Below are 19,545 nucleotides of genomic sequence, written 5' to 3'. Positions count from 1 at the left end.
GCCGTTGCGGCGGGGGGCGGGGAAGGCCGTTGCCTTCCCCCCTTTGGCAATCAGCCGACCTGCACCAGCGCGTGGCGTTTCTTGCCCGCGCTCAGCTTGATTGGAGAGGACAGCGCGCTCGCATCCAGCATCATGCCCGCATCGGTCAGCGGCTGGTCATCGATCCGCGCGCCGTTCTCGGCAATCAGGCGCTTGGCCTCTTTGCCGGACCCAGCAAGGCCCGATTTCACCAGCAGTTGCACGATAGAGACGCCATCGCCCACATCCGCCGCCGAGAGGGTCAGGGTGGGCAGATCGCCGCCCACGCCGCCTTTTTCAAAGACTTCACGCGCAGTGGCTTCGGCGTTCCGCGCCGCTTCTTCGCCGTGCAGCAGGCCAGTGACCTCATTGGCCAAACGCACCTTCGCCTCGTTGATCTCGGACCCGGCGAGCGCCCCCAGACGGTCGCATTCATCGACCGGCAGCTCGGTGTAGAGTTTGAGGAAACGGCCCACATCGGCGTCGGTGCAATTGCGCCAGAACTGCCAGAACTCATAAGGCGAAAGCATATCGCCGTTCAGCCAGACCGCGCCGCCCGCAGATTTGCCCATCTTCTTGCCGTCGCTGGTGGTCAAGAGGGGCGAGGTCAGGCCGTAAACTTCGCCGTCGATCACGCGTCGGGTGAGGTCGATGCCGTTGACGATGTTGCCCCATTGGTCGCTGCCGCCCATCTGCAGGATACAACCGTAGCGACGGTGAAGCTCCATAAAGTCATAGGCTTGGAGAATCATGTAGTTGAACTCAAGGAACGACAGCGATTGCTCGCGGTCCAGACGCGATTTTACGCTTTCAAAGCTGAGCATCCGGTTGATTGAGAAGTGCCGCCCGATGTCGCGCAGGAAATCGAGGTAGTTCAACTCATCCAGCCACTCGGCGTTGTTCAGCATCAGGGCACCTGTCTCGCCCTCGCCGTAATCGAGGTATTGGGCAAAGACCTGACGGATGCCTTCGATATTGTCGTCAATCGCCTCTGGCGTGAGCAGGGGGCGTTCATCCGACCGGAAGGACGGATCGCCCACCTTTGTCGTGCCGCCGCCCATCAGGGTGATCGGCTTGCCGCCGCATTTCTGCAACCACCGCAGCATCATGATATTGACCAGATGCCCCACGTGCAGCGATTTGGCCGTGGCGTCATAGCCCACATAGGCAGGGGCGGCGCCTTTCAGCAGGGCTTCATCCAACCCCTGATAATCGGTGCAATCGGCCAGAAAGCCGCGCTGCATCATCGTGTGGATGAACTCCGATTTGGGATGGTATGTCATGGTGACTTGCCTCAAAACTGTATTGCGGGGCAATCTATATGCGCACGAGCGGCAAAGGAAAAGGCCATGAATAGGGCCATGCACAGGCAACATGTCGGAACCGGTGTGGTAACGGCATTGGGAATGATGTCGGGCACCTCTTTGGATGGGGTGGACGCGGCTATTTTGCGCACCGATGGGCAGGACATCACCAGCTTTGGCCACAGCGCCTATCGCAGCTATGCGGCTGAGGAGCGTCGGTTGATTGCCGCCGGATTCGGCAAATGGCACGGGGCCGAGGTTGAGGCGGCAGCCCAAGCGGTTGAGGCCGCGCATCTGGCGCTGTTGGATGATCTGTTGAAAGATGAGCCCGGCGTTGAGCTTGTCGGTTTCCACGGCCAGACCCTTGCCCATGCGCCACGGATGCAGGGCACGCTGCAAGTGGGCGACGGGGCGCTATTGGCGCGCACCATCAACTTGCCCGTCGTCTGGGATTTCCGCAGCGCCGATGTGGAACTGGGCGGAGAGGGCGCGCCTTTGGCCCCGTTCTTTCACCATGCCTGCGCCCGTTTTGCGGGGCGGGAGGGCCCGGTGGCTTTCTTGAACCTTGGCGGCGTGGGCAACCTCACTTGGGTCGATCCGCGCATCGCACGCCCAGAGGAAGAAGGCGCGCTGCTGGCTTTCGATACCGGCCCGGCAAATGCGCCGATCAACGATTTGATGCAGGCCCGCCTTGGCCAAGACTTCGACGAAGGCGGCAAACTGGCCGCGCGGGGCAGGGTGGAACATGGCGCGTTGGAGCTCTTCCTCGCCGAGCCATACTTTGCACGCATGCCGCCCAAATCGCTCGACCGGAATGATTTCGCGGAAATGGTCGCCTTGGTCGGTGAACTGTCAGACGCCGATGCCTGTGCCACCCTGACCGCCATGTGCGCCGCTGGCGTGGCCGAGGCGATGCAGCACTGCCCAGCCCCGCCCGAGCGGGTCTATGTGACCGGCGGCGGGCGGCATAACCCGGTTCTGATGCGCATGTTGGACGTGAGCCTTGATTGCCCTGTCGCTCCGGTGGAGGACATCGGGCTGGATGGCGATATGCTGGAGGCACAGGCCTTTGCCTATTTGGCCGTGCGCGTGGCGCGTGGCCTGCCGACCTCATGCCCCGGCACAACTGGTGTGCGGGCCGCTGTGGGTGGCGGTACTGTCAGCCGGGTATAGCCGCGTTCATGCAGACCCGGCGCTTGACGGGATGTCGGTCAGCGGCAGCTCAAAAAAGCAGATCGCGTCGCGCGTGAACTCGGGCATCGGTTGGTAGGCACCGCGCTCAATGAATCCCAATGAACTATAAAGCGCGCGGGCAGGGGCAAAGGCGATAGAGGTGTCGAGATAGACCTTCTCAAACCCATCCTCCCGCGCCTGATCGATCAGCCTTTGACAGATCGCGCGGCCCGCGCCGGTGCCACGGGCGGCATCCGTCACGAAGACGCGCTTGATCTCGCTCTCGGTATCGCTCAGCGCATGGGACATGCCGCAGCCCAGAGGGATGCCGTCCCGCTCGGCCAACAGAATGATGCCGCGCGGGCGGGCGTGTTCATCGGCCAGACGGGCCATCAGAGCGCTGTATTTGTCGTGGGGATAGAAGGTCTCGACAATCCGCCGCTCGGTCGGGGCGAAGTTGTACAGAAAGTCACGGTAGGCCCAGCAAAGTTCAACCACCGCCGCGAGATCCGCAGCGGTGGTGACAGGACGAATGGCGATCTCAGACATCAGCCGCGCAGGATCGAGCGGCCCGCGTATTGCGCGGTCTCGCCCAGCATTTCCTCGATACGGATCAACTGATTGTACTTGGCCAGTCTGTCGGAACGCGCCAGCGAGCCGGTTTTGATCTGACCGCAGTTTGTCGCCACGGCGAGGTCGGCAATCGTGGCATCCTCGGTCTCGCCCGAGCGGTGGGACATGACGTTGGTGTACCCCGCGCGATGCGCGATATCGACAGCCTTGAGCGTCTCGGTCAGCGTGCCGATCTGGTTGACCTTCACCAGCATGGAGTTGGCGCAGCCGCGTTTGATGCCGTCGGACAGACGCGCGGGATTGGTGACGAAGAGATCATCGCCCACCAATTGCACCTTGCCGCCCAAGACATCTGTCAGTGCCTTCCAGCCGTCCCAATCGTCTTCGGCCATGCCGTCTTCGATGGAGATGATCGGATAGTCGTTCACAAGGGCCGCCAGATAGTCGGCGTTCTCTTCGCTCGACAGGGTCTTGCCCTCACCGGAGAGGACATATTTGCCGTCTTTGTAATATTCCGTCGCCGCGCAATCGAGGGCAAGGTACATGTCTTCGCCGGGCTTGTAGCCCGCTTTTTCGATCGACTTCAGGATGAAATCAAGCGCGTCGCGCGACGAGCTGATGTTGGGGGCAAAGCCACCTTCGTCGCCAATCCCGGTCGACAGACCCGCGGCGGAGAGTTCTTTTTTCAGCGTGTGAAAGACTTCGGCGCCCATGCGCACGGCTTCGCGGATGTTCTCCGCGGCGACCGGCATGATCATGAATTCCTGAATGTCGATCGGGTTGTCGGCATGTTCGCCACCGTTGATGATGTTCATCATCGGCACGGGGAGAACGCGGGCGGTGGTGCCGCCGATGTAGCGGTAAAGCGGCTGCGCGCAGTAGTCTGCGGCGGCCTTGGCGGCGGCCATCGACACGCCCAGAATCGCATTCGCGCCCAAGCGGGATTTGTTCTCGGTCCCGTCGAGTTCGATCATCATCTCGTCGATCTCGACCTGCTCGGTCGCATCAATGCCCACCAGCGCTTCCGCGATCTCGCCATTCACGGCGGCACAGGCTTCCAACACACCTTTTCCCATGTAGCGAGACTTGTCGCCATCGCGGCGCTCATTCGCTTCATAGGCGCCAGTAGATGCACCGGAAGGAACCGCGGCGCGGCCCATTGTGCCGTCTTCGAGGATAACGTCGACTTCGACCGTCGGGTTGCCCCGGCTGTCGAGGATTTCGCGGGCGTGGATGTCGATGATCGTGCTCATGGGCTTTGTCCTCATGTTCGGGTTTGCAGCGGTTTACCCCGGCAGGCCCGGCTTGGAAAGACCGCGGCGGGGCCGGGGGGTGATTTTGCGTTCGCGCAGCAGGGTATAGACCCCCGAGGCGATGATGATCGCGGCCCCCACCAGCGTCAGCGTGTCGGGGGATTCGTCAAAGACCACGATCCCCGCGACCAACGCGAATAGCATCCGCATGTAACGAAAGGGCGTGACGAAGCTGACTTCGCCCACGCGCATGGCGGCCACGATGGCGTAATAGGCCATCACACCGATCACCATCGCGGCGGCAAGATAGACCACCTCGGCCCCGCCGGGCATGGCGGCGGGGGTGCCAGCAGCCAGCATCAGGATCAGCCCTGCCGGAACCAGCACGATAAAGGCAAGAAAGCTAAGCTGCATGGAACTGATGCTTTTGGGGACTTTACGGGTCGCCAGATCGCGCAGCGCAAGGCCGATGACACCTGCCACGGCAAAGAGCGACAGCGCGTTGAACCCCTCTAACCCCGGGCGGACGATCAGCAGCACGCCGAGGAAACCCACGACAATCGCGCTCCAACGGCGCCAGCCGACGGGTTCTCCCAGAAACAGCGCCGCACCAAGGGTCACGGCCAGCGGGGTCGCCTGCAAAATAGCAGAGGCCGAGGAAAGCGGCGTCAGCACGATGGCGGTCACGAAACACAGGGTGCCCAGCACCTCACCCACAGCGCGCAGCAGGATCGGCCCGGTGAGCATATCCGCAGAGAACAACCGCCGCCCCTGAATGCGCAGGATCACGGCAAAGATCGCCCCGCCGCCCGCGCCCAACAGCGCGATGATCTGCCCCACGGGGAGGGCATCGCTCGTCAGTTTGACGAACATATCCTCAATGGCGAAACCGGCCATGGCCAGCACCATCAGCATCGCGCCGCGCAGATTGTCCATGTTATCGCCCTTTCACACCGGATATTGCCAATCGCCCATGAACCTTTTGCGATGAAAGGGCAAGAGCCCAAAATGCGCGTCATGCGTGTGGCTCTGGCGCCCGCTGCGGCAGGGTGCTAGCCATCATGCATGAGATGGCCCAGCCTTTCCCTTGCCCCGCGTGACACCCTGCTGACCCTTGCCACAGGGGGTCTTGGCGCGCTGCTGTTTTGGTGGCTCAACGCGCCTGTCTATATGCTGCTGGGGCCGGTGATCGCGGTGAGTGGTCTGGGGCTGGCCGGTCTGCGCACGGCAGTCGATCCGCGGCTGCGGGATGCTTGTTTCGTGGTTTTGGGCATCGCAGTCGGCGCGGGATTTAACCAAGATGCGGTCAATGCCATGGTGCGCTGGCCGCTGGCCTTTGTGTTTATGACGGGGGTGATCTGGGGAATTATGGCTGTCTGCCGCTGGATGCTGGCGCGGTATTTCGGTTTCGATGCGCGTTCCGCGCTTCTGGCCTCGGCTCCGGGGCATCTGAGTTTCGTCATGGCGATTGCCAGCGACGGAGGCTCTGACGTGCCGCGCATTTCGATCACCCAGTCGGTTCGCCTTTTGGCACTAACCATCGCCGTGCCTTTTGCCGCTTTGCTGATGGGCGTCGATATGACCGGCAATATCGCTCCGGTGGGCGCGGGGATGGAGGTGCTCTCAATCTTCGTGATGATCTTTGCGGCCGTGGTTGTAGGGCTGATCTTTGCCCGGCTTTCGGTGCCCGCACCACTTTTGATGGGGGCGATGGTGGTCTCTGCCATCGCGCATCTGACCAAGTTGGAGACCGGGGTGCTGCCGGGTTGGCTGACCCTTATGGCCTATCTGGTGCTGGGCTGCCTGATCGGCACGCGGTTTTCTGGCATCACGCCCGCACGGTTTGCCAGCGGCCTTGGCGCGGGGCTGGCGATTACCGGCGTGGCCGTCGGGCTGGCGGGGCTGGGTGCTGTGCCTGTGGCTTGGGCGCTTGGCATGCCGCTGGGCCATGTGTTGGTGGCATTCGCGCCCGGTGGGCTTGAGACGATGATCGCGCTTGGCGCGGTGCTGGCCGTGGTGCCGGGGTTTGTCGCCGCCTGCCACATCATGCGGCTGGTGGTGCTGAGCGTGCTGTTGCCCGCCATGCTGTCGCGCGTGGCGAAGCAAGAACAGCGCGCCGCCGAATGACCCCGCCCTAGCTTTCTAAGCGAACCATGAGCCGGTTGCCATCTTTGCGCGTTTCCAAGGCTTTGAGGTCGGCGGCCAAGGCGCTCAGTTTGCCATGGCCGTATGTCCGGCTGTCAAAATCCGGATGCGCAGCCTGTATCGTCTGGCCGATCTGGCCGAGATTGTACCAATCGTCCTCAGTGTCGATCTTATCCATCGCGGCTTTGAACAGGGGCAGGGCGTCGGCCACTTTGGCGCTGGCGCGGGACGTTGTGTCCGGCTCTGCTCCGTCGAGGTTTTCGATCAAGATGAAGCGGTTGTAGACGTTGCGCAGCGAATCGTGGGTCTTCTTTTCACCGATGCCGATCACCGTCACCCCATCCTCGCGCAGGCGGTTCACCAGCGCGGTGAAGTCACTGTCGGATGAGACGATCACGATGATATCGAACCGGCGGCTGTGCAGGATGTCCATCGCCTGAATGACCAGTCCTATGTCGCTGGCGTTCTTGCCCTTGGTGTTGGCGGTTTCCTGATGGGCCACCAAGCCCAACTCGCGGATCGGCGCCTTCCATCCTTTGAGGTGGTCATTCGACCAATCGCCATAGACGCGGCGCAGGGCGGGCTCTCCGATGGTTGTGACCTCCCGCATGATGGCCGCGGCATGTTTGGCCGGGACATTGTCGGCGTCGATCAACACGGCCAGAAGCGGGCGGTCACGGTCGGTCATGGGTCATCCTTCTTGATTGGCACACCGTAAAGTTCCATCCGGTGCCCCTGCAGTTTGTAACCCAATTTACGCGCGATACGTTCCTGAAGCTCTTCGATTTCTGCGTCGACGAACTCAATCACCTCGCCGGAATTCACGTCGATCAGGTGGTCGTGATGTTCGCGCTGCGCATCTTCATAGCGCGCCCGGCCATCGCCGAATTCTAACTTTTCGAGGATGCCTGCCTCTTCGAACAGTTTCACCGTGCGGTAAACCGTGGCGATAGAGATGCCGCTGTCGATCTCAGTGGCGCGGGCCAGCAATTCCTCGGCATCGGGGTGGTCGTCGCTGTCGTGAATCACCTGCGCGATGACCCGGCGTTGACCTGTCATGCGCAGGCCCATGGCCTCGCACCGTTTGATGATCGGGTTGCGCATCGTTTCGCCCTTCGTCCGTCGGACCACGTTCCTAACATTCTAGCGCGGCCAGACGCCACCGCAATTGAACCCTGCCGGTTGACTTTTGCCCGCGCACCGCCCATGTGGGGGTCAAGCGAAGCCTTCTGCCGCGTGAGCAGTATCAGCGCCAAGTCCCATAAGGGGCCTCTGGGACGCTGACTACAAGGCCCGCCGATGTTCCCAAAATCACGCGTGGGGCCAAGCGCGACAGACGGGTGTGAGGCATGTGGCCTGCGCCCGCGATCTGGCTTGCGCGACCCCGTGGCGCCTGAACTGGGCGCGGCGACTAAGGATGGCGCGCGCTCTGCGTGCCGGAAAGTGAACGAATGAGCGATTTTGACATGATGGGCCTGCCAAAGAACTTGGTGGCCCGGTTGAATGAAATGGGCCTGAAAGATCCAACCCCGATCCAACGCCAAGCAATCCCCCAAGCCATGAATGGCCGCGACGTGATGGGCCTTGCCCAAACCGGCACCGGCAAGACGGCGGCCTTTGGTGTGCCGCTTATCGCACAGATGATGGAGCTTGAAGGCCGTCCCGCGCCACGCTCCGTGCGCGGGCTTGTCTTGGCCCCGACACGCGAGCTGGCCCAACAGATCGCCGTGAACCTGCGCGGCTATGCCGAAGGCACGCCGATCAAAGTGGCGATGGTTGTCGGCGGTCAGTCGATAAACACCCAGATCAAGCGTCTGGAGCGCGGTGTCGATCTCTTGATCGCCACGCCGGGCCGTCTGCTGGACCTGCTGGACCGCCGCGCGGTGAAGCTCGACACGACGACCTTCCTCGTGCTGGATGAGGCCGACCAGATGCTCGACATGGGGTTCATCCATGACCTGCGCAAGATCTCGAACCTGATCCCAAAAGAGCGTCAGACGATGCTGTTCTCGGCGACCATGCCCAAGCTGATGAATGAGATCGCCAACAGCTATCTCAGCAGCCCGATCCGCATCGAAGTCTCACCTCCGGGCAAGGCGGCGGACAAGGTGACGCAAGAGGTTCACTTCATCGCCAAGGCTGAAAAGACCGAACTGCTGAAAGAGCTTTTGGCCAAGCACAAAGGCGAGCGCGCGTTGGTCTTTGGCCGCACCAAGCACGGTTCGGAAAAGCTGATGAAGACGTTGGTCAAAGCCGGTTTCGACGCCGCCTCGATCCACGGCAACAAAAGCCAAGGCCAGCGTGACCGCGCAATTGCGGGTTTTAAAAATGGCGACATCACTGTGCTGGTGGCCACTGATGTGGCGGCGCGGGGTTTGGACATTCCGGATGTGAAACACGTCTATAACTTCGACCTGCCGAACGTGCCCGACAACTATGTGCACCGCATTGGCCGGACCGCGCGGGCGGGCAAAGACGGCGCTGCCGTGGCCTTCTGCGCACCGGATGAGATGGGCGAGTTGAAGGCAATCCAGAAGACTATGGGGATTTCGATCCCGGTGGCTTCGGGCCGTCCTTGGGAAGTGATTGATGAGCCGTCCAAACCCAAAGGCCGTGGCCGTGGGCGCGGTGGCCGTCCCGGTGGCGGCGGTGGGCGTCCCGGTGGTGGTGGCGGCGAAGGCGCTGGCAAGCCAAGCGGTGGTCGTCGCCGTCGGCGCGGTGGCGGTGGCGGCGGCGGGAAGCCGGGCGGCCAGCAGGCAGCCTAAGCCGACACTTAGAAGTTGAACGACCCAATGGCGTGCTGTGACAACCACAGCGCCCCATTGACTTATCCGACCCGCGTGGCTGCGGTCTTAGCGGTGCTTTTAGGCTGGCTGATCCTGTCGCAAGACATCGGGCTCACCGTTTGGTTCGCCCTGCTGCTGGTGGCGACAGGGATCCACCTGATCAACCGCAAACCCCGAGTGCGCTAGGCTTCAGGTGCCGCAGAAGGTCGCCGGGACGATCTCATCTTCGGTCGGCGGGCGCTGAAGCTCGGGATCGGTCTCTTCAAAGGGCGTCGCCAGCGCTGTCATCAACCGCTCGAACGGGGCCATGTCGCCCGCAACGGCGGCTTCGATCATCTGCTCAATCCGGTGGTTGCGCGGGATCACGGCGGGGTTCGCCGCCTGCATGACCGCCTGCGGGTCCGGCTCATCCTTGATCCGGCTGCGCCAGTTTTCGGCCCATGTGTCAAAGGCATCGCGGTCGGTGAAGTGATCACGCGCTTGATCGGTCCCAAGGGCGCGGAACGTGTTGGTGAAATCCGAGCCGTCCGTTTGCATCAGGCTCAGCAGTTCGTTGATCAGATCCACATCCTCGGGTCGAGGATTGGAAATTCCGAGTTTGGCCGCAAAACGCCGCAGCCATGCGGCTTCGACCAACTCGGGCATGTCATGCACGATTTCAGTCGCGTCTTCGACGGCAGTCTCTTTGTCGTCCATCTGCTGTAAAAGCGAGGTCGCCAGTTGCGCCATGTTCCACACAACGATCTGCGGTTGATTGCCGTAGGCATATCGGCCCTGCCGGTCGATGGAACTGAACACACGGCCCTGATGAAACGCATCCATAAAGGCGCAGGGGCCATAGTCGATCGTCTCGCCCGAGATGCTGCAATTGTCGGTGTTCATAACACCGTGGATAAAGCCGAAGGACATCCATTGCGCCACCAGTTCCGCCTGCGCGGCACAGACCGTGCGCAGAAGGTCAAGCGGACCCTCGGCATCGGGATAATGCCGCGCAATGGCATAGTCGGTGAGGGTTTTGAGCGCCTCCGTCTCTCCGCGATGGGCGAAGACTTGAAAGGTGCCGACGCGCAGATGGCTTGCGGCGACGCGGGTGACAATGGCGCCGGGCAGGGGCCCGCTTTCGCGCAGGATCGGCTCCCCGGTGGCAACGGCGGCGAGGGCACGGGTGGTCGGCACGCCGAGCGCATGCATCGCCTCGCTGATCAGGTATTCGCGCAGCACCGGCCCAACCCAAGCGCGGCCATCGCCCATACGGGAATAGGGAGTCGGCCCGGAACCTTTGAGCTGAATGTCACGGCGCTTGCCCTCGCTGTCGATGACCTCACCCAGCAGGATTGCACGGCCATCGCCAAGCTGCGGGTTGAAGTTGCCGAACTGATGCCCGGCGTAAAGCTGCGCCAAGGGGGCCGCCCCTGCGGGCACCGCATTGCCGCCGAAAACCTGGGCGCGGGTCTTTGCATCGCCGCCTTCGATTCCGAGCGACGCCGCCAGATCGTCGTTCCATGCCAAGAGCTTGGGCTCTTTTACCGGCGTCGGGTCGAGCCGGGTAAAGAACCCGTCGGGCAGGGTGGCATAGCTGTTATCAAAGGGAATACGCATCACAGTTTCCGAGACATAAGCATGTAATCCTCGCGGGGGCGGAAGCCCGCACGGGTATAGACTTTGAGCGCCGCTTTATTGGTGCGGTCCACCTCAAGATGAATGGCGCGCAACCCGCCCGCGGCAAGCGCCCGTGGCAAAGCGATCAGCGCTTCCGAGGCGATACCGCGCCCCCGCACGCCGGGACGGACGTAGATTTCATCAATGATGGCGTCCAGCCCGCCGAATTCAACCGACCAGCCGAAACAGATCACCACATAGCCAATCGGCGCGCGGGGCGGGCCGATCAGATAGGCGGCCCCATGGGGGATCCCCTCCAGCAGCGGCGCCAATCCGTTGCGGCGCTGCTCATCGGTCATCTCAATGCCCGCTTCGGCGTGAAAGGCCGTGACCAGCCCGACTAATTTATCAAGATGCTCAGGCGCGCCGAGGGTGAGATGTGCGCTCATAGACGGGCCAGCCTTTCGGTAAGCAGGGCAAAGAACCCGTCGGCGTCAAGGTCGCCTACGAAAAGTGCGTTGGGCGCACGGTCGGTCACGCCCCACCAGTCGGCCACGGTCATGCCCATGGTCAGCTCTGACTGGGTCTCGATCTCGACGTTGATATGGCGGCCTTTGAAAAGGTCGGGGTTGATCAAATAGGCGGTCACACAGGGGTCGTGCAGCGGCGCGCCTTCGGAGCCGTATTTTTCCTTGTCGAACCGCTCGAAGAAATCGGTCATTTCGGCCACGGCGACGCCCACCGGCGTGCCAATCGCGCGGAAGGCATCGTTGCGTGGTTTGGTGACCAGTGCCTTGTGAGTCACGTCAAGCGGCATCACGACGATGGGAATTCCAGATTTAAACACGATATCAGCAGCATGCGGGTCAACGTAAATGTTGAACTCTGCCGTGGGGGTGATGTTACCCCCTTCGAAATAGCCGCCGCCCATCAGCACGATCTCTTGCACCTTTTCGGCGATATCGGGCGCCTTTTGCAGGGCGGTTGCGATATTGGTGAGCGGGCCCAAGGGGCAGAGGGTCACGCTGCCTGCGGGATGGGCGCGGAGCTGTTCGATGATGAAATCGACGCCATGCCCCTCGGCCAGCGGCATGGTGGGGTCGGGCAGGTCGGGGCCATCAAGGCCGGTCTTGCCGTGCACATGTTCTGCCGTCACCAAGTCACGGCCCAGCGGGCGGTCGCAACCGGCAAGGACCTTTACATCCCGGTGCCCCGCCAATTCGCAGACGATGCGCGCGTTTTTCGAGGTCAGTTCCAGCGGCACGTTGCCCGCAACACAGGTGATGCCCAGAACGTCGATCTCTTCGGGGCTGGCCAGCGCAAGGAGGATCGCGACGGCGTCGTCCTGTCCGGGGTCGGTATCGATAATGATTTTGCGCGGGGTCATGGGCTTACTTTCGTCAAATTGCTTGGGGCAGAGCCTTGCCGGAGGCTCATGTCTTTGTCCAGCCGCAGGCCCGGCGATTAGCCGCGTTCCGCCAGTTTCACCGCATCCCAAAGCGCATCCATCTCGGCTAGATCACTGTCTTGCGGGGTTTTGCCCATGGCCGCGAGCCGGGCCTCAATGCCCTCGAAACGCCGGGTGAATTTGGCATTGGCGGCGCGCAGAGCGGCTTCGGGGTCGAGCCCAAGGTGGCGGCCCAGATTGGCCATGACAAAGAGAAGATCGCCGTATTCCTCCTCAACCTCGGCTTGGCTGAGCTGGTCCTTCGCCTCGACCAATTCGGCGGCCTCTTCGGTGATTTTGTCCAGCACCTGTGTCGTCTCGGGCCAATCAAAGCCGACCCGCGCTGCACGTTTTTGCAGCTTCATTGCGCGCAACAGAGCAGGCAAGCCAATCGCCACCCCGTCCAGCGTGCCACCCTGTGCTTTGCCAGCGCGCTCTGCGGCTTTGATCTTTTCCCAGTCGGCGGTCTGCTGTTCGGCACTTTTGTCGCGAGATTCGTCGCCAAAGACATGCGGGTGGCGCGCCACCATCTTATCGCTGATGTTGCGCACCACAGATTGAAAGGAGAAATGCCCCGCTTCTTCGCCCATGGCCGTGTGATAGACCGATTGCAGCAGCAGATCGCCCAGTTCGCCCTCAAGTTCCGCCCAATCGCGACGGGCAATGGCATCGGCAACTTCATAAGCCTCTTCAATGGTGTAGGGGGCGATGCTGTCGAAATCCTGTTCGATATCCCAGGGGCAGCCGGTGTCGGGATCACGCAGGCGGCGCATGATTTCAAGCAGCCGTTCAATGCCAGCATCGGAATCGTGAATGAGATCGGCTTTTGTGTTGTCCGGCATTGCAGGCCCCGTATGTCTGGTGTCAGATGCACCCTGACCAAACCAACCCCAAGGAGTCCAGCCCATGCCCGTGGTAAACCGCATCAATGCCTTTGCGGAGGATATGACAGCGTGGCGGCGCCATTTGCATAGCATCCCTGAGTTGGATCTGGAATGTCATGAGACGGCGGCCTTTGTCGCCGAACGGCTGCGGGAATTTGGCGTCGATGAACTGCACGAAGGCATCGCGACAACCGGTCTGGTTGCCATCGTCAACGGGCAGGGCGCAGGGCCGACGATCGGCCTGCGCGCCGATATGGATGCCCTGCCCATACATGAAGCGACGGGCAAGGACTACGCTAGCACCCGCATGGGCAAAATGCACGCCTGCGGACATGACGGGCATACCACGATGTTGCTGGGGGCCGCGCGTTATTTGGCCGAAACACGCAATTTCTTGGGCCGAGTGGCGCTGATCTTTCAACCTGCTGAGGAGGCCAGCGGCGGCGCTGGTATTATGGTCGACGAAGGCATCATGGAGCGGTTCGACATCGCGCAGGTCTACGGCATCCACAACATGCCCGGGTTGGACGAAGGTGCGTTTTTCACCACCCCGGGGCCGTTCATGGCAGCGGTGGACGAGTTTCACATTCACATAAAGGGCAAAGGCGGCCATGGCGCGATGCCCCATGACACCCGCGATCCTGTGGTGGCGGCCTGCGGCATCGCCACGGCGATCCAGACCATCGTCAGCCGCAATCATCTCGCCTCGCAGGATTTGGTGGTCTCGGTCACGCAAATCCACACCGGCAGCGCCGATAACATCATTCCAGAGACCGCCTATATCAACGGAACCGTGCGCACCTTTGACCGCGAGGTGCAGGAGATGGTGATGCGCCGCATGCAGCAAATCGTGGACGGGCAGGCGGCAAGCTATGACGTTTCAGCCGAGCTTGTCTATGAGGTCGGCTATCCCGCCACGGTCAACGATCCCGCCAAGACCGAAACCGCCATCGCGGCGGCAAGCGAAGTGGTGGGCGCGGACCGCGTGCATGGCGACTATGGCCGCGAAATGGGCGCGGAAGATTTCAGCTTTATGCTTGAAAAACGCCCCGGTGCCTATCTGTTTCTCGGGACCGGTAAGGGCGCGGGGCTGCACCATCCGGAATACGACTTCAACGACGAGATCGCGCCGCTCGGCGCATCCTTTTTCGCCCGTATCGTTGAGCGGGCACAGCCAGCAGGAGGCAAGTAATGGCACTGGAAGACGCGGCCAAACAGATGGATATGGCCTTTACCCGCGAGGACCTCAAAGGGCCGAGCTATGAGTTGACCTTTGGCGGGGCGACCTCTTTCCTGCGACGTAAATACACCAAGGATCTGACCGGTGTGGACATCGCGGTAACCGGCGTGCCTTTTGATCAGGCCGTCACCAACCGCCCCGGCACCCGCCTTGGCCCCCGCGCCATCCGCGAGGCAAGCGCGCTGCAAGCGCCCGACGCGCCCTATGGCTGGGACTTTGACGTGCTGAGCGAATTCGTCATCGCGGACTATGGCGATCTGGCTTTCGACTATGGCCATGTCAGCCAGTTTCCGGCGGCACTCACCGCGCATATCAAGACCATTCTGGATGCCGGTGCGGCCTCGGTCGTGCTGGGCGGGGATCACTATATCTCCTTCCCGATCCTCAAGGCCTATGCCGAAAAATACGGGCCAATCAGCCTGTTACAGTTCGACGCTCACACGGATACATGGGCTGATGACGACATGGACCGGATCGATCACGGGACAATGTTCTACAAGGCTGTGAAGTCCGGCATCGTCGACCCGTCGACCAGCGTGCAGGTCGGCATCCGCACCACCAATGAGGACACAATGGGCGTCAACATCATTGACGCACGTGAGGTGCATGAGAAAGGGCCGCAGGCGACCGTGGCCAAGATCAAGGAAATCCTCGGCGATCGGCCTTGTTATCTGACCTTCGACATTGACGCGCTTGATCCGGCCTTTGCCCCCGGCACCGGCACACCGGTCTGGGGCGGGCTGACCTCGGCGCAGACCTCGATCATGCTGCGCGATCTGGCCGGGATCAACATCATGGGCGGCGACGTGGTTGAGGTCTCTCCGCCCTTCGACACCACTGGGGCCACAGCGATCGCGGGCGCGCATGTCGCAACCGAGATTCTGTCGTTGCTGGGCCACCGCATGAGAACCGCGTGAGCGAAGGCCACAACATCATCGGGCGGCCCTCAGGCTGGGGGGCCGCCCACCTCACCGCGACCACCTGCGTCGCCTCAAATCGCCGACCTTCGAAAGGTGCTTAAAATGCTGTTCTGGATCATCGTGATCGCCCTCGTCGCCTTGGTGGCCTATGTCCGCCTTGCGCCCATCGACACCGGGCGTTGGCATGCGCAGGCCGAAGGGCAAAAGATGGGTAAGACCCAAGGCACCAACAGCTATATCTGGCGCGCACCCGTTGACGGCGACGGGCAAGAGACCTTGGCGCAGCTTGACCGTGCCATCATGCAGACCCCGCGTACAGAGGTCGTCGCCGGATCACTGGCCGAGGGGCAGGTCACCTATGTCACCCGCACCAAATTGATGGGCTATCCAGATTTCACCACCATCGGCGTCTATGGCGCTAATCCGCGCTACGTTGAGGTCTATGGCCGCTCTCGCTTTGGCCGGTCAGATCTGGGTGTCAACGCCAAGCGGGTCAATGCTTGGCTCGCTCAGGTTGAGGCGCGATGACAGGCAGCCTTGCTGCACCTCGCGCCACATCGGCACGTTGAGCGACATCTGGCACTGGGCCATGAACATGCGGCCACCGACCTGCAGGCAGATGGTTTCACCCAGTTCCACACGGGCGCCGGTGCTGTTGGTGCAATAGCAATCAATCGTCTTCCCGCCCGGCGCTTTGACATCCGCAAGGGCAGGGTGCAGAGCCGTCAGGGCCACAAGGCAAGTGAGCGGCATGATGCGTTTCATAGCCCATGATAGCATAAGCCGCCTCTTGACCAAAGCATTTGCATAAGCGACAGGAACCTCATGATCCCGATGCACCGCCTCGCGCAAATCTCGCAACGCTTCCAGTTTCTGGAGGCCAGCATGTCTGCGGGCTCCGATGGGGCCGATTTTGCAGCCCTCGCCAAGGAATACAGCGATCTCAAGCCGGTGGTGGATCAAATTGATCTTTACCAGCAGCTTCAGCGCGACCTTGAAGAAGCCGAGTTGATGCTGAAAGACCCCGAGATGGCCGAGCTTGCCCGCGAAGAACTGCCGCGTCTGCGGGCACGTCTGCCGGAGGTGGAGCAGGGGTTGCAACTGGCGCTTCTGCCGCGCGATTCCGCCGATGCGAAGCCCGCGATGTTGGAGATCCGCCCCGGCACTGGCGGCGATGAGGCCGCTTTGTTCGCAGGCGATCTGCTGCGCATGTACCAGCGCTATGCCGAAGCGCGCGGCTGGGGATTTGACCTTATCGAAAGCCAGATGACCGAGTTGGGCGGCGTCAAAGAAGTCGTGGCCCATATCACCGGCCAGAACGTTTTTGCCCGGCTGAAGTTCGAAAGCGGCGTGCACCGCGTGCAGCGCGTGCCCTCGACCGAAAGCGGCGGGCGCATTCATACCTCGGCAGCCACCGTGGCGGTGCTGCCCGAAGCCGAGGACGTGGATATCGAGATCAACGCCAATGACCTGCGGATCGATACAATGCGCTCCTCGGGTGCGGGCGGCCAGCACGTTAATACCACCGATTCCGCCGTGCGCATCACCCATATCCCAACTGGGATCGTGGTGACCTCATCCGAGAAATCCCAGCACCGCAACCGCGACAAGGCAATGCAGGTGCTCAAAGCGCGGCTCTATGACATGGAGCGCAGCCGGATCGACAGCGCACGGTCCGCCGACCGCGCGGCGCAGGTGGGCACGGGCGACCGGTCCGAGCGCATCCGGACCTACAACTTCCCCCAAGGGCGGATGACCGATCACCGGATCAACCTCACTCTGTACCGGCTTGAGGCCGTGATGCAGGGCGATCTGGATGAGATCGTCGATGCGCTGACCGCCGACGCCCAAGCGCGGCAACTGTCGGAGATGGAGGGGTGAGCCCCCAGACCGCGGCCCAAGCCATGGCCGCCGCGGCCGGGCGGCTCCGGGCGGCGGGCGTGCCCGATCCGGCGCGGGATGCGCGGCTTTTGTTGGCCCATGCCGCCGCCGTGGATGCCGCCCGCGTGACCCTGATCGCGCCCGAGGAAATCGCCCCCGAAGTGGCCGAACGCTTTGAGCAACTCATCGCTCTGCGGGCCGTGAGGGTGCCGGTCTCACAACTCATTGGACGGCGGGCATTCTATGGCCGCGACTTTGCGATCAGCCGCGATGTGCTTGACCCGCGACCTGAGACGGAAACCCTGATTGATCTGGCCCTCGGCAATGATTTTACCCGCATTCTGGACCTTGGCACCGGGTCGGGTTGTATCCTCGTCACCCTGCTGGCCGAGAGGGCGCGCGCGACGGGGCTGGGCGTTGACCTTTCCGAAGCCGCTTGCCTTCAGGCCAGCGCCAATGCGGTGCAGCATGGGGTGGCCGAACGGGCCGACATCCGTCAATCCGATTGGTTCAGCGCCGTTGATGGGCGCTTTGATCTGATCTTGTCGAACCCACCCTATCTGGCTGCCGATGAAATGGCGGCGGTCTCTCCAGAATTGCGTCAGCACGAGCCTGAGATGGCGCTGACCGATGGGCAGGACGGGCTGAGCATCTATCGCATTATCGCTGCCGAGGCGCAGGGCTATCTCACGCCCCAAGGCCGGGTCATGGTCGAAATCGGCTGGCAACAAGGCGAAGCGGTGCAGGAAATTTTTGCCGCCGCCGGCTGGGGACGGGTGACGCTGGCACATGATCTGGATGGGCGGCCAAGGGTCGTTTCAGCCGATAAACCGGCGTGAAATCGCGAAAAATCCGCCATTTGGCAGGCCAAACGGCAGTTTCTTCTTGCCCAAGCCTGTCTGGCATGGTTAGTCAGGGGTGTTGCAGCGGTGGATGCCATAGGCGGTCCCGCGCGGCACTATGCCCAACATATCGCTTAGGCCGGGTTCAAGACGTGCTTTGCACCCCCCGGTGAACGACACACAGCACACAAGGCTGACATCATTCCATGAATTCTCCCAGATCACGCTCCCGGTCGAAGAATAACCGCAAACGCTCGTCGCAAGGTGGCGGCGGCAATGTCGTCAACCGTGTTTTTGACAGCTCCGGCCCCGAGGGTAAGGTGCGCGGCACGCCGCAGCAGGTTATCGAGAAATACAACCAGCTGGCCCGCGATGCACAGTTGAGCAATGACCGTGTTGCGGCCGAGAACTTTCAACAGCACGCCGAGCATTATCTGCGTCTGCTGAGCGAAGCGCAGCGCGAGGTGGATCAGCGCCGCGAAGAGCAAGAGCGCCAGAACCGTGAGCGCCAAGCTGAGCGGGATCGCGAGCGCGCAGAGCGTCAGGAGCGCGAGGCGCAGCAGGGCGGAAATCAACCTCAGGGCAATCAGTCTCAGGGAAACCAACCGCAAGGCGATCAGCCAAAAGCGGAGAAACAGCCCGAGCAAGAGCCCGCTCAGCAGCAAGCCGAGGCCGAGGCGAACAGCGAAGAGAGCACGCTGGTCGACACGCCCGAGAGCAAGCCCAAGCCGAAACGCGCTCCGCGTCGCAAGCCCAAGCCGAAAGCGGCAGAGGCACAGCCGCAGGACAATGGCAGCGATGGCGACGGTAACGACACCGCCAAAGCCGCAGAATAACAAAAGCCCCGCAAATTGCGGGGCTTTTTCGTGTGGGCCATTGGTAGGGCGCGCGGAGTGGGCTTACCCTTCCATCCCCGCCTGCACATATCTGACACGCCCGTTACGCCGCAGCACTTCTTCACGCGGCTCCCAGTCGTAGCGCGGGTCGCTCATGACCGGCGACCAGAACAACTCGCCGCCCTGCCGCCATGGATCAAGTACAAGCCCTGCCTCCATCTGGGCACCCGCCGCCGAGATGATGGCCGTCGAATGATCCAGCAGTATCCGCGAGTCGCCATTGGCGATGGCGCGGTGCATGTCGAGCGTGGCGAAACCTTCGGCCAGCAGCCGTTTCTCCAGATCCTCTGCCCAATGCCAACACAGGCCCCGTGGTTTGCTGCCGTTGTTGACCTTCACGTTATGAATCAGCGGCGGGTCGGTGATTTGATAGGCAATCGCCAGCTCATGGGTATGACGGTAGGCGATCCGCGCTGCACGGGCGGCCTCTGCCGGGTCCACACTGGGCGAGAGTTCTGTAATGGCACGGGTCAGCGCCGAAATATCGGCCTCAGTCCCCAGTGGTGGTGGCCCGTTGCGGGGCAAGGCACAGGCGGAAAGCGTCAGCAGCAGCGTGCAGACGAGCAATAGACGGTAGAACATTT

At 62.1% G+C, this 19,545-nt stretch carries 22 protein-coding genes; 10 read left to right on the top strand and 12 right to left on the bottom strand.

What is annotated here, in order from left to right; all coding sequences use genetic code 11:
• Positions 1–50: 50 nt before the first annotated feature.
• The gene (gene tyrS, locus T8A63_RS09515) at positions 51–1,301 is read right to left on the bottom strand and encodes a tyrosine--tRNA ligase (protein ID WP_067629011.1); all 1,251 of its coding nucleotides are present in this window, start codon (positions 1,299–1,301) and stop codon (positions 51–53) included.
• Positions 1,302–1,367: 66 nt separating this feature from the next.
• Between tyrS and T8A63_RS09510 the strand changes: the two genes are divergently transcribed.
• Positions 1,368–2,495, top strand: a complete 1,128-nt coding sequence (locus tag T8A63_RS09510; RefSeq protein ID WP_322343625.1) for an anhydro-N-acetylmuramic acid kinase — start codon at positions 1,368–1,370, stop codon at positions 2,493–2,495.
• A gap of 6 nt (positions 2,496–2,501) precedes the next feature.
• Here the strand turns inward: T8A63_RS09510 and T8A63_RS09505 are convergent, their stop codons facing one another.
• From T8A63_RS09505 to T8A63_RS09495, 3 genes are read right to left on the bottom strand one after another with little or no spacing between them, the layout of a single operon-like run.
• Positions 2,502–3,044, bottom strand: a complete 543-nt coding sequence (locus T8A63_RS09505) for a GNAT family N-acetyltransferase (RefSeq protein WP_322343624.1) — start codon at positions 3,042–3,044, stop codon at positions 2,502–2,504.
• Complete coding sequence (eno, locus tag T8A63_RS09500) at positions 3,044–4,321, bottom strand: phosphopyruvate hydratase (protein ID WP_322343623.1); 1,278 nt, start codon at positions 4,319–4,321, stop codon at positions 3,044–3,046. Before eno ends, T8A63_RS09505 begins: the two co-directional genes overlap by 1 nt.
• A gap of 33 nt (positions 4,322–4,354) precedes the next feature.
• Positions 4,355–5,257, bottom strand: coding sequence for a DMT family transporter (locus tag T8A63_RS09495; RefSeq protein WP_067939274.1), 903 nt, complete (start codon positions 5,255–5,257; stop codon positions 4,355–4,357).
• A gap of 129 nt (positions 5,258–5,386) precedes the next feature.
• Between T8A63_RS09495 and T8A63_RS09490 the strand changes: the two genes are divergently transcribed.
• Positions 5,387–6,448: an AbrB family transcriptional regulator gene (locus tag T8A63_RS09490; protein WP_322343622.1), complete on the top strand. Its 1,062-nt coding sequence runs from the start codon at positions 5,387–5,389 to the stop codon at positions 6,446–6,448.
• Positions 6,449–6,455: 7 nt separating this feature from the next.
• Here the strand turns inward: T8A63_RS09490 and T8A63_RS09485 are convergent, their stop codons facing one another.
• Entirely contained in the window at positions 6,456–7,154 is a 699-nt protein-coding gene (locus T8A63_RS09485) for an NYN domain-containing protein (RefSeq protein WP_322343621.1), read from the bottom strand.
• Entirely contained in the window at positions 7,151–7,570 is a 420-nt protein-coding gene (locus T8A63_RS09480; RefSeq protein ID WP_243267554.1) for a Fur family transcriptional regulator, read from the bottom strand. Before T8A63_RS09480 ends, T8A63_RS09485 begins: the two co-directional genes overlap by 4 nt.
• A gap of 347 nt (positions 7,571–7,917) precedes the next feature.
• On the opposite strand from T8A63_RS09480, the gene T8A63_RS09475 reads away from it, so the two are divergent.
• Complete coding sequence (locus T8A63_RS09475) at positions 7,918–9,231, top strand: DEAD/DEAH box helicase (RefSeq protein ID WP_322343620.1); 1,314 nt, start codon at positions 7,918–7,920, stop codon at positions 9,229–9,231.
• 57 nt (positions 9,232–9,288) lie between these two features.
• Complete coding sequence (locus tag T8A63_RS09470; protein WP_322343619.1) at positions 9,289–9,438, top strand: hypothetical protein; 150 nt, start codon at positions 9,289–9,291, stop codon at positions 9,436–9,438.
• Between the two features lie 3 nt (positions 9,439–9,441).
• Here the strand turns inward: T8A63_RS09470 and T8A63_RS09465 are convergent, their stop codons facing one another.
• The 4 genes from T8A63_RS09465 to mazG form a co-directional block, all read right to left on the bottom strand.
• Entirely contained in the window at positions 9,442–10,851 is a 1,410-nt protein-coding gene (locus tag T8A63_RS09465; protein WP_322343618.1) for a protein adenylyltransferase SelO, read from the bottom strand.
• On the bottom strand, positions 10,851–11,300 hold the full coding sequence (locus tag T8A63_RS09460; protein ID WP_067629022.1) for a GNAT family N-acetyltransferase: 450 nt from the start codon (positions 11,298–11,300) through the stop codon (positions 10,851–10,853). Before T8A63_RS09460 ends, T8A63_RS09465 begins: the two co-directional genes overlap by 1 nt.
• The gene (locus tag T8A63_RS09455) at positions 11,297–12,238 is read right to left on the bottom strand and encodes a nucleoside hydrolase (RefSeq protein ID WP_322343617.1); all 942 of its coding nucleotides are present in this window, start codon (positions 12,236–12,238) and stop codon (positions 11,297–11,299) included. The genes T8A63_RS09460 and T8A63_RS09455 overlap by 4 nt, the downstream gene beginning before the upstream one ends.
• 77 nt (positions 12,239–12,315) lie before the next feature.
• The gene (gene mazG, locus T8A63_RS09450; RefSeq protein ID WP_322343616.1) at positions 12,316–13,140 is read right to left on the bottom strand and encodes a nucleoside triphosphate pyrophosphohydrolase; all 825 of its coding nucleotides are present in this window, start codon (positions 13,138–13,140) and stop codon (positions 12,316–12,318) included.
• 64 nt (positions 13,141–13,204) lie between these two features.
• Here mazG and T8A63_RS09445 point away from each other — a divergent pair, with 64 nt between their 5' ends.
• The 3 genes from T8A63_RS09445 (at position 13,205) to T8A63_RS09435 (ending at position 15,870) form a co-directional block, all read left to right on the top strand.
• Positions 13,205–14,374 carry a M20 aminoacylase family protein gene (locus tag T8A63_RS09445; protein ID WP_067629025.1) on the top strand — a complete coding sequence of 390 codons (1,170 nt, stop codon included), beginning with the start codon at positions 13,205–13,207 and terminating at the stop codon, positions 14,372–14,374.
• Positions 14,374–15,339, top strand: a complete 966-nt coding sequence (gene speB / locus T8A63_RS09440) for an agmatinase (RefSeq protein WP_322343615.1) — start codon at positions 14,374–14,376, stop codon at positions 15,337–15,339. Before T8A63_RS09445 ends, speB begins: the two co-directional genes overlap by 1 nt.
• A 105-nt stretch (positions 15,340–15,444) precedes the next feature.
• Positions 15,445–15,870 carry a DUF1499 domain-containing protein gene (locus T8A63_RS09435; protein WP_322343614.1) on the top strand — a complete coding sequence of 142 codons (426 nt, stop codon included), beginning with the start codon at positions 15,445–15,447 and terminating at the stop codon, positions 15,868–15,870.
• Here T8A63_RS09435 and T8A63_RS09430 read toward each other — a convergent pair.
• Positions 15,808–16,095: a hypothetical protein gene (locus tag T8A63_RS09430; RefSeq protein ID WP_322343613.1), complete on the bottom strand. Its 288-nt coding sequence runs from the start codon at positions 16,093–16,095 to the stop codon at positions 15,808–15,810. The genes T8A63_RS09435 and T8A63_RS09430 overlap by 63 nt on opposite strands.
• Positions 16,096–16,167: 72 nt before the next feature.
• On the opposite strand from T8A63_RS09430, the gene prfA reads away from it, so the two are divergent.
• The 3 genes from prfA to T8A63_RS09415 all read left to right on the top strand — a co-directional run bounded on the left by prfA (position 16,168) and on the right by T8A63_RS09415 (position 18,901).
• Positions 16,168–17,223 (top strand): peptide chain release factor 1, encoded by a 1,056-nt coding sequence (prfA, locus tag T8A63_RS09425; RefSeq protein ID WP_067629028.1) that lies wholly within the window; start codon positions 16,168–16,170, stop codon positions 17,221–17,223.
• On the top strand, positions 17,220–18,062 hold the full coding sequence (gene prmC / locus T8A63_RS09420) for a peptide chain release factor N(5)-glutamine methyltransferase (protein ID WP_300052473.1): 843 nt from the start codon (positions 17,220–17,222) through the stop codon (positions 18,060–18,062). The genes prfA and prmC overlap by 4 nt, the downstream gene beginning before the upstream one ends.
• 209 nt (positions 18,063–18,271) lie before the next feature.
• On the top strand, positions 18,272–18,901 hold the full coding sequence (locus T8A63_RS09415) for a DUF4167 domain-containing protein (RefSeq protein WP_322343612.1): 630 nt from the start codon (positions 18,272–18,274) through the stop codon (positions 18,899–18,901).
• 63 nt (positions 18,902–18,964) lie between these two features.
• On the opposite strand, the gene T8A63_RS09410 is transcribed toward T8A63_RS09415, so the two are convergent.
• The gene (locus tag T8A63_RS09410; protein ID WP_067629032.1) at positions 18,965–19,543 is read right to left on the bottom strand and encodes a hypothetical protein; all 579 of its coding nucleotides are present in this window, start codon (positions 19,541–19,543) and stop codon (positions 18,965–18,967) included.
• Between the last annotated feature and the right edge of the window lie 2 nt (positions 19,544–19,545).

Origin of the sequence: Sulfitobacter sp. OXR-159 (assembly GCF_034377145.1) — a bacterium.
Taxonomy (GTDB): Bacteria; Pseudomonadota; Alphaproteobacteria; order Rhodobacterales; family Rhodobacteraceae; genus Sulfitobacter.
Note: the sequence above shows the minus strand (reverse complement) of the source record. Positions and strands in the feature narration are given on the sequence as shown.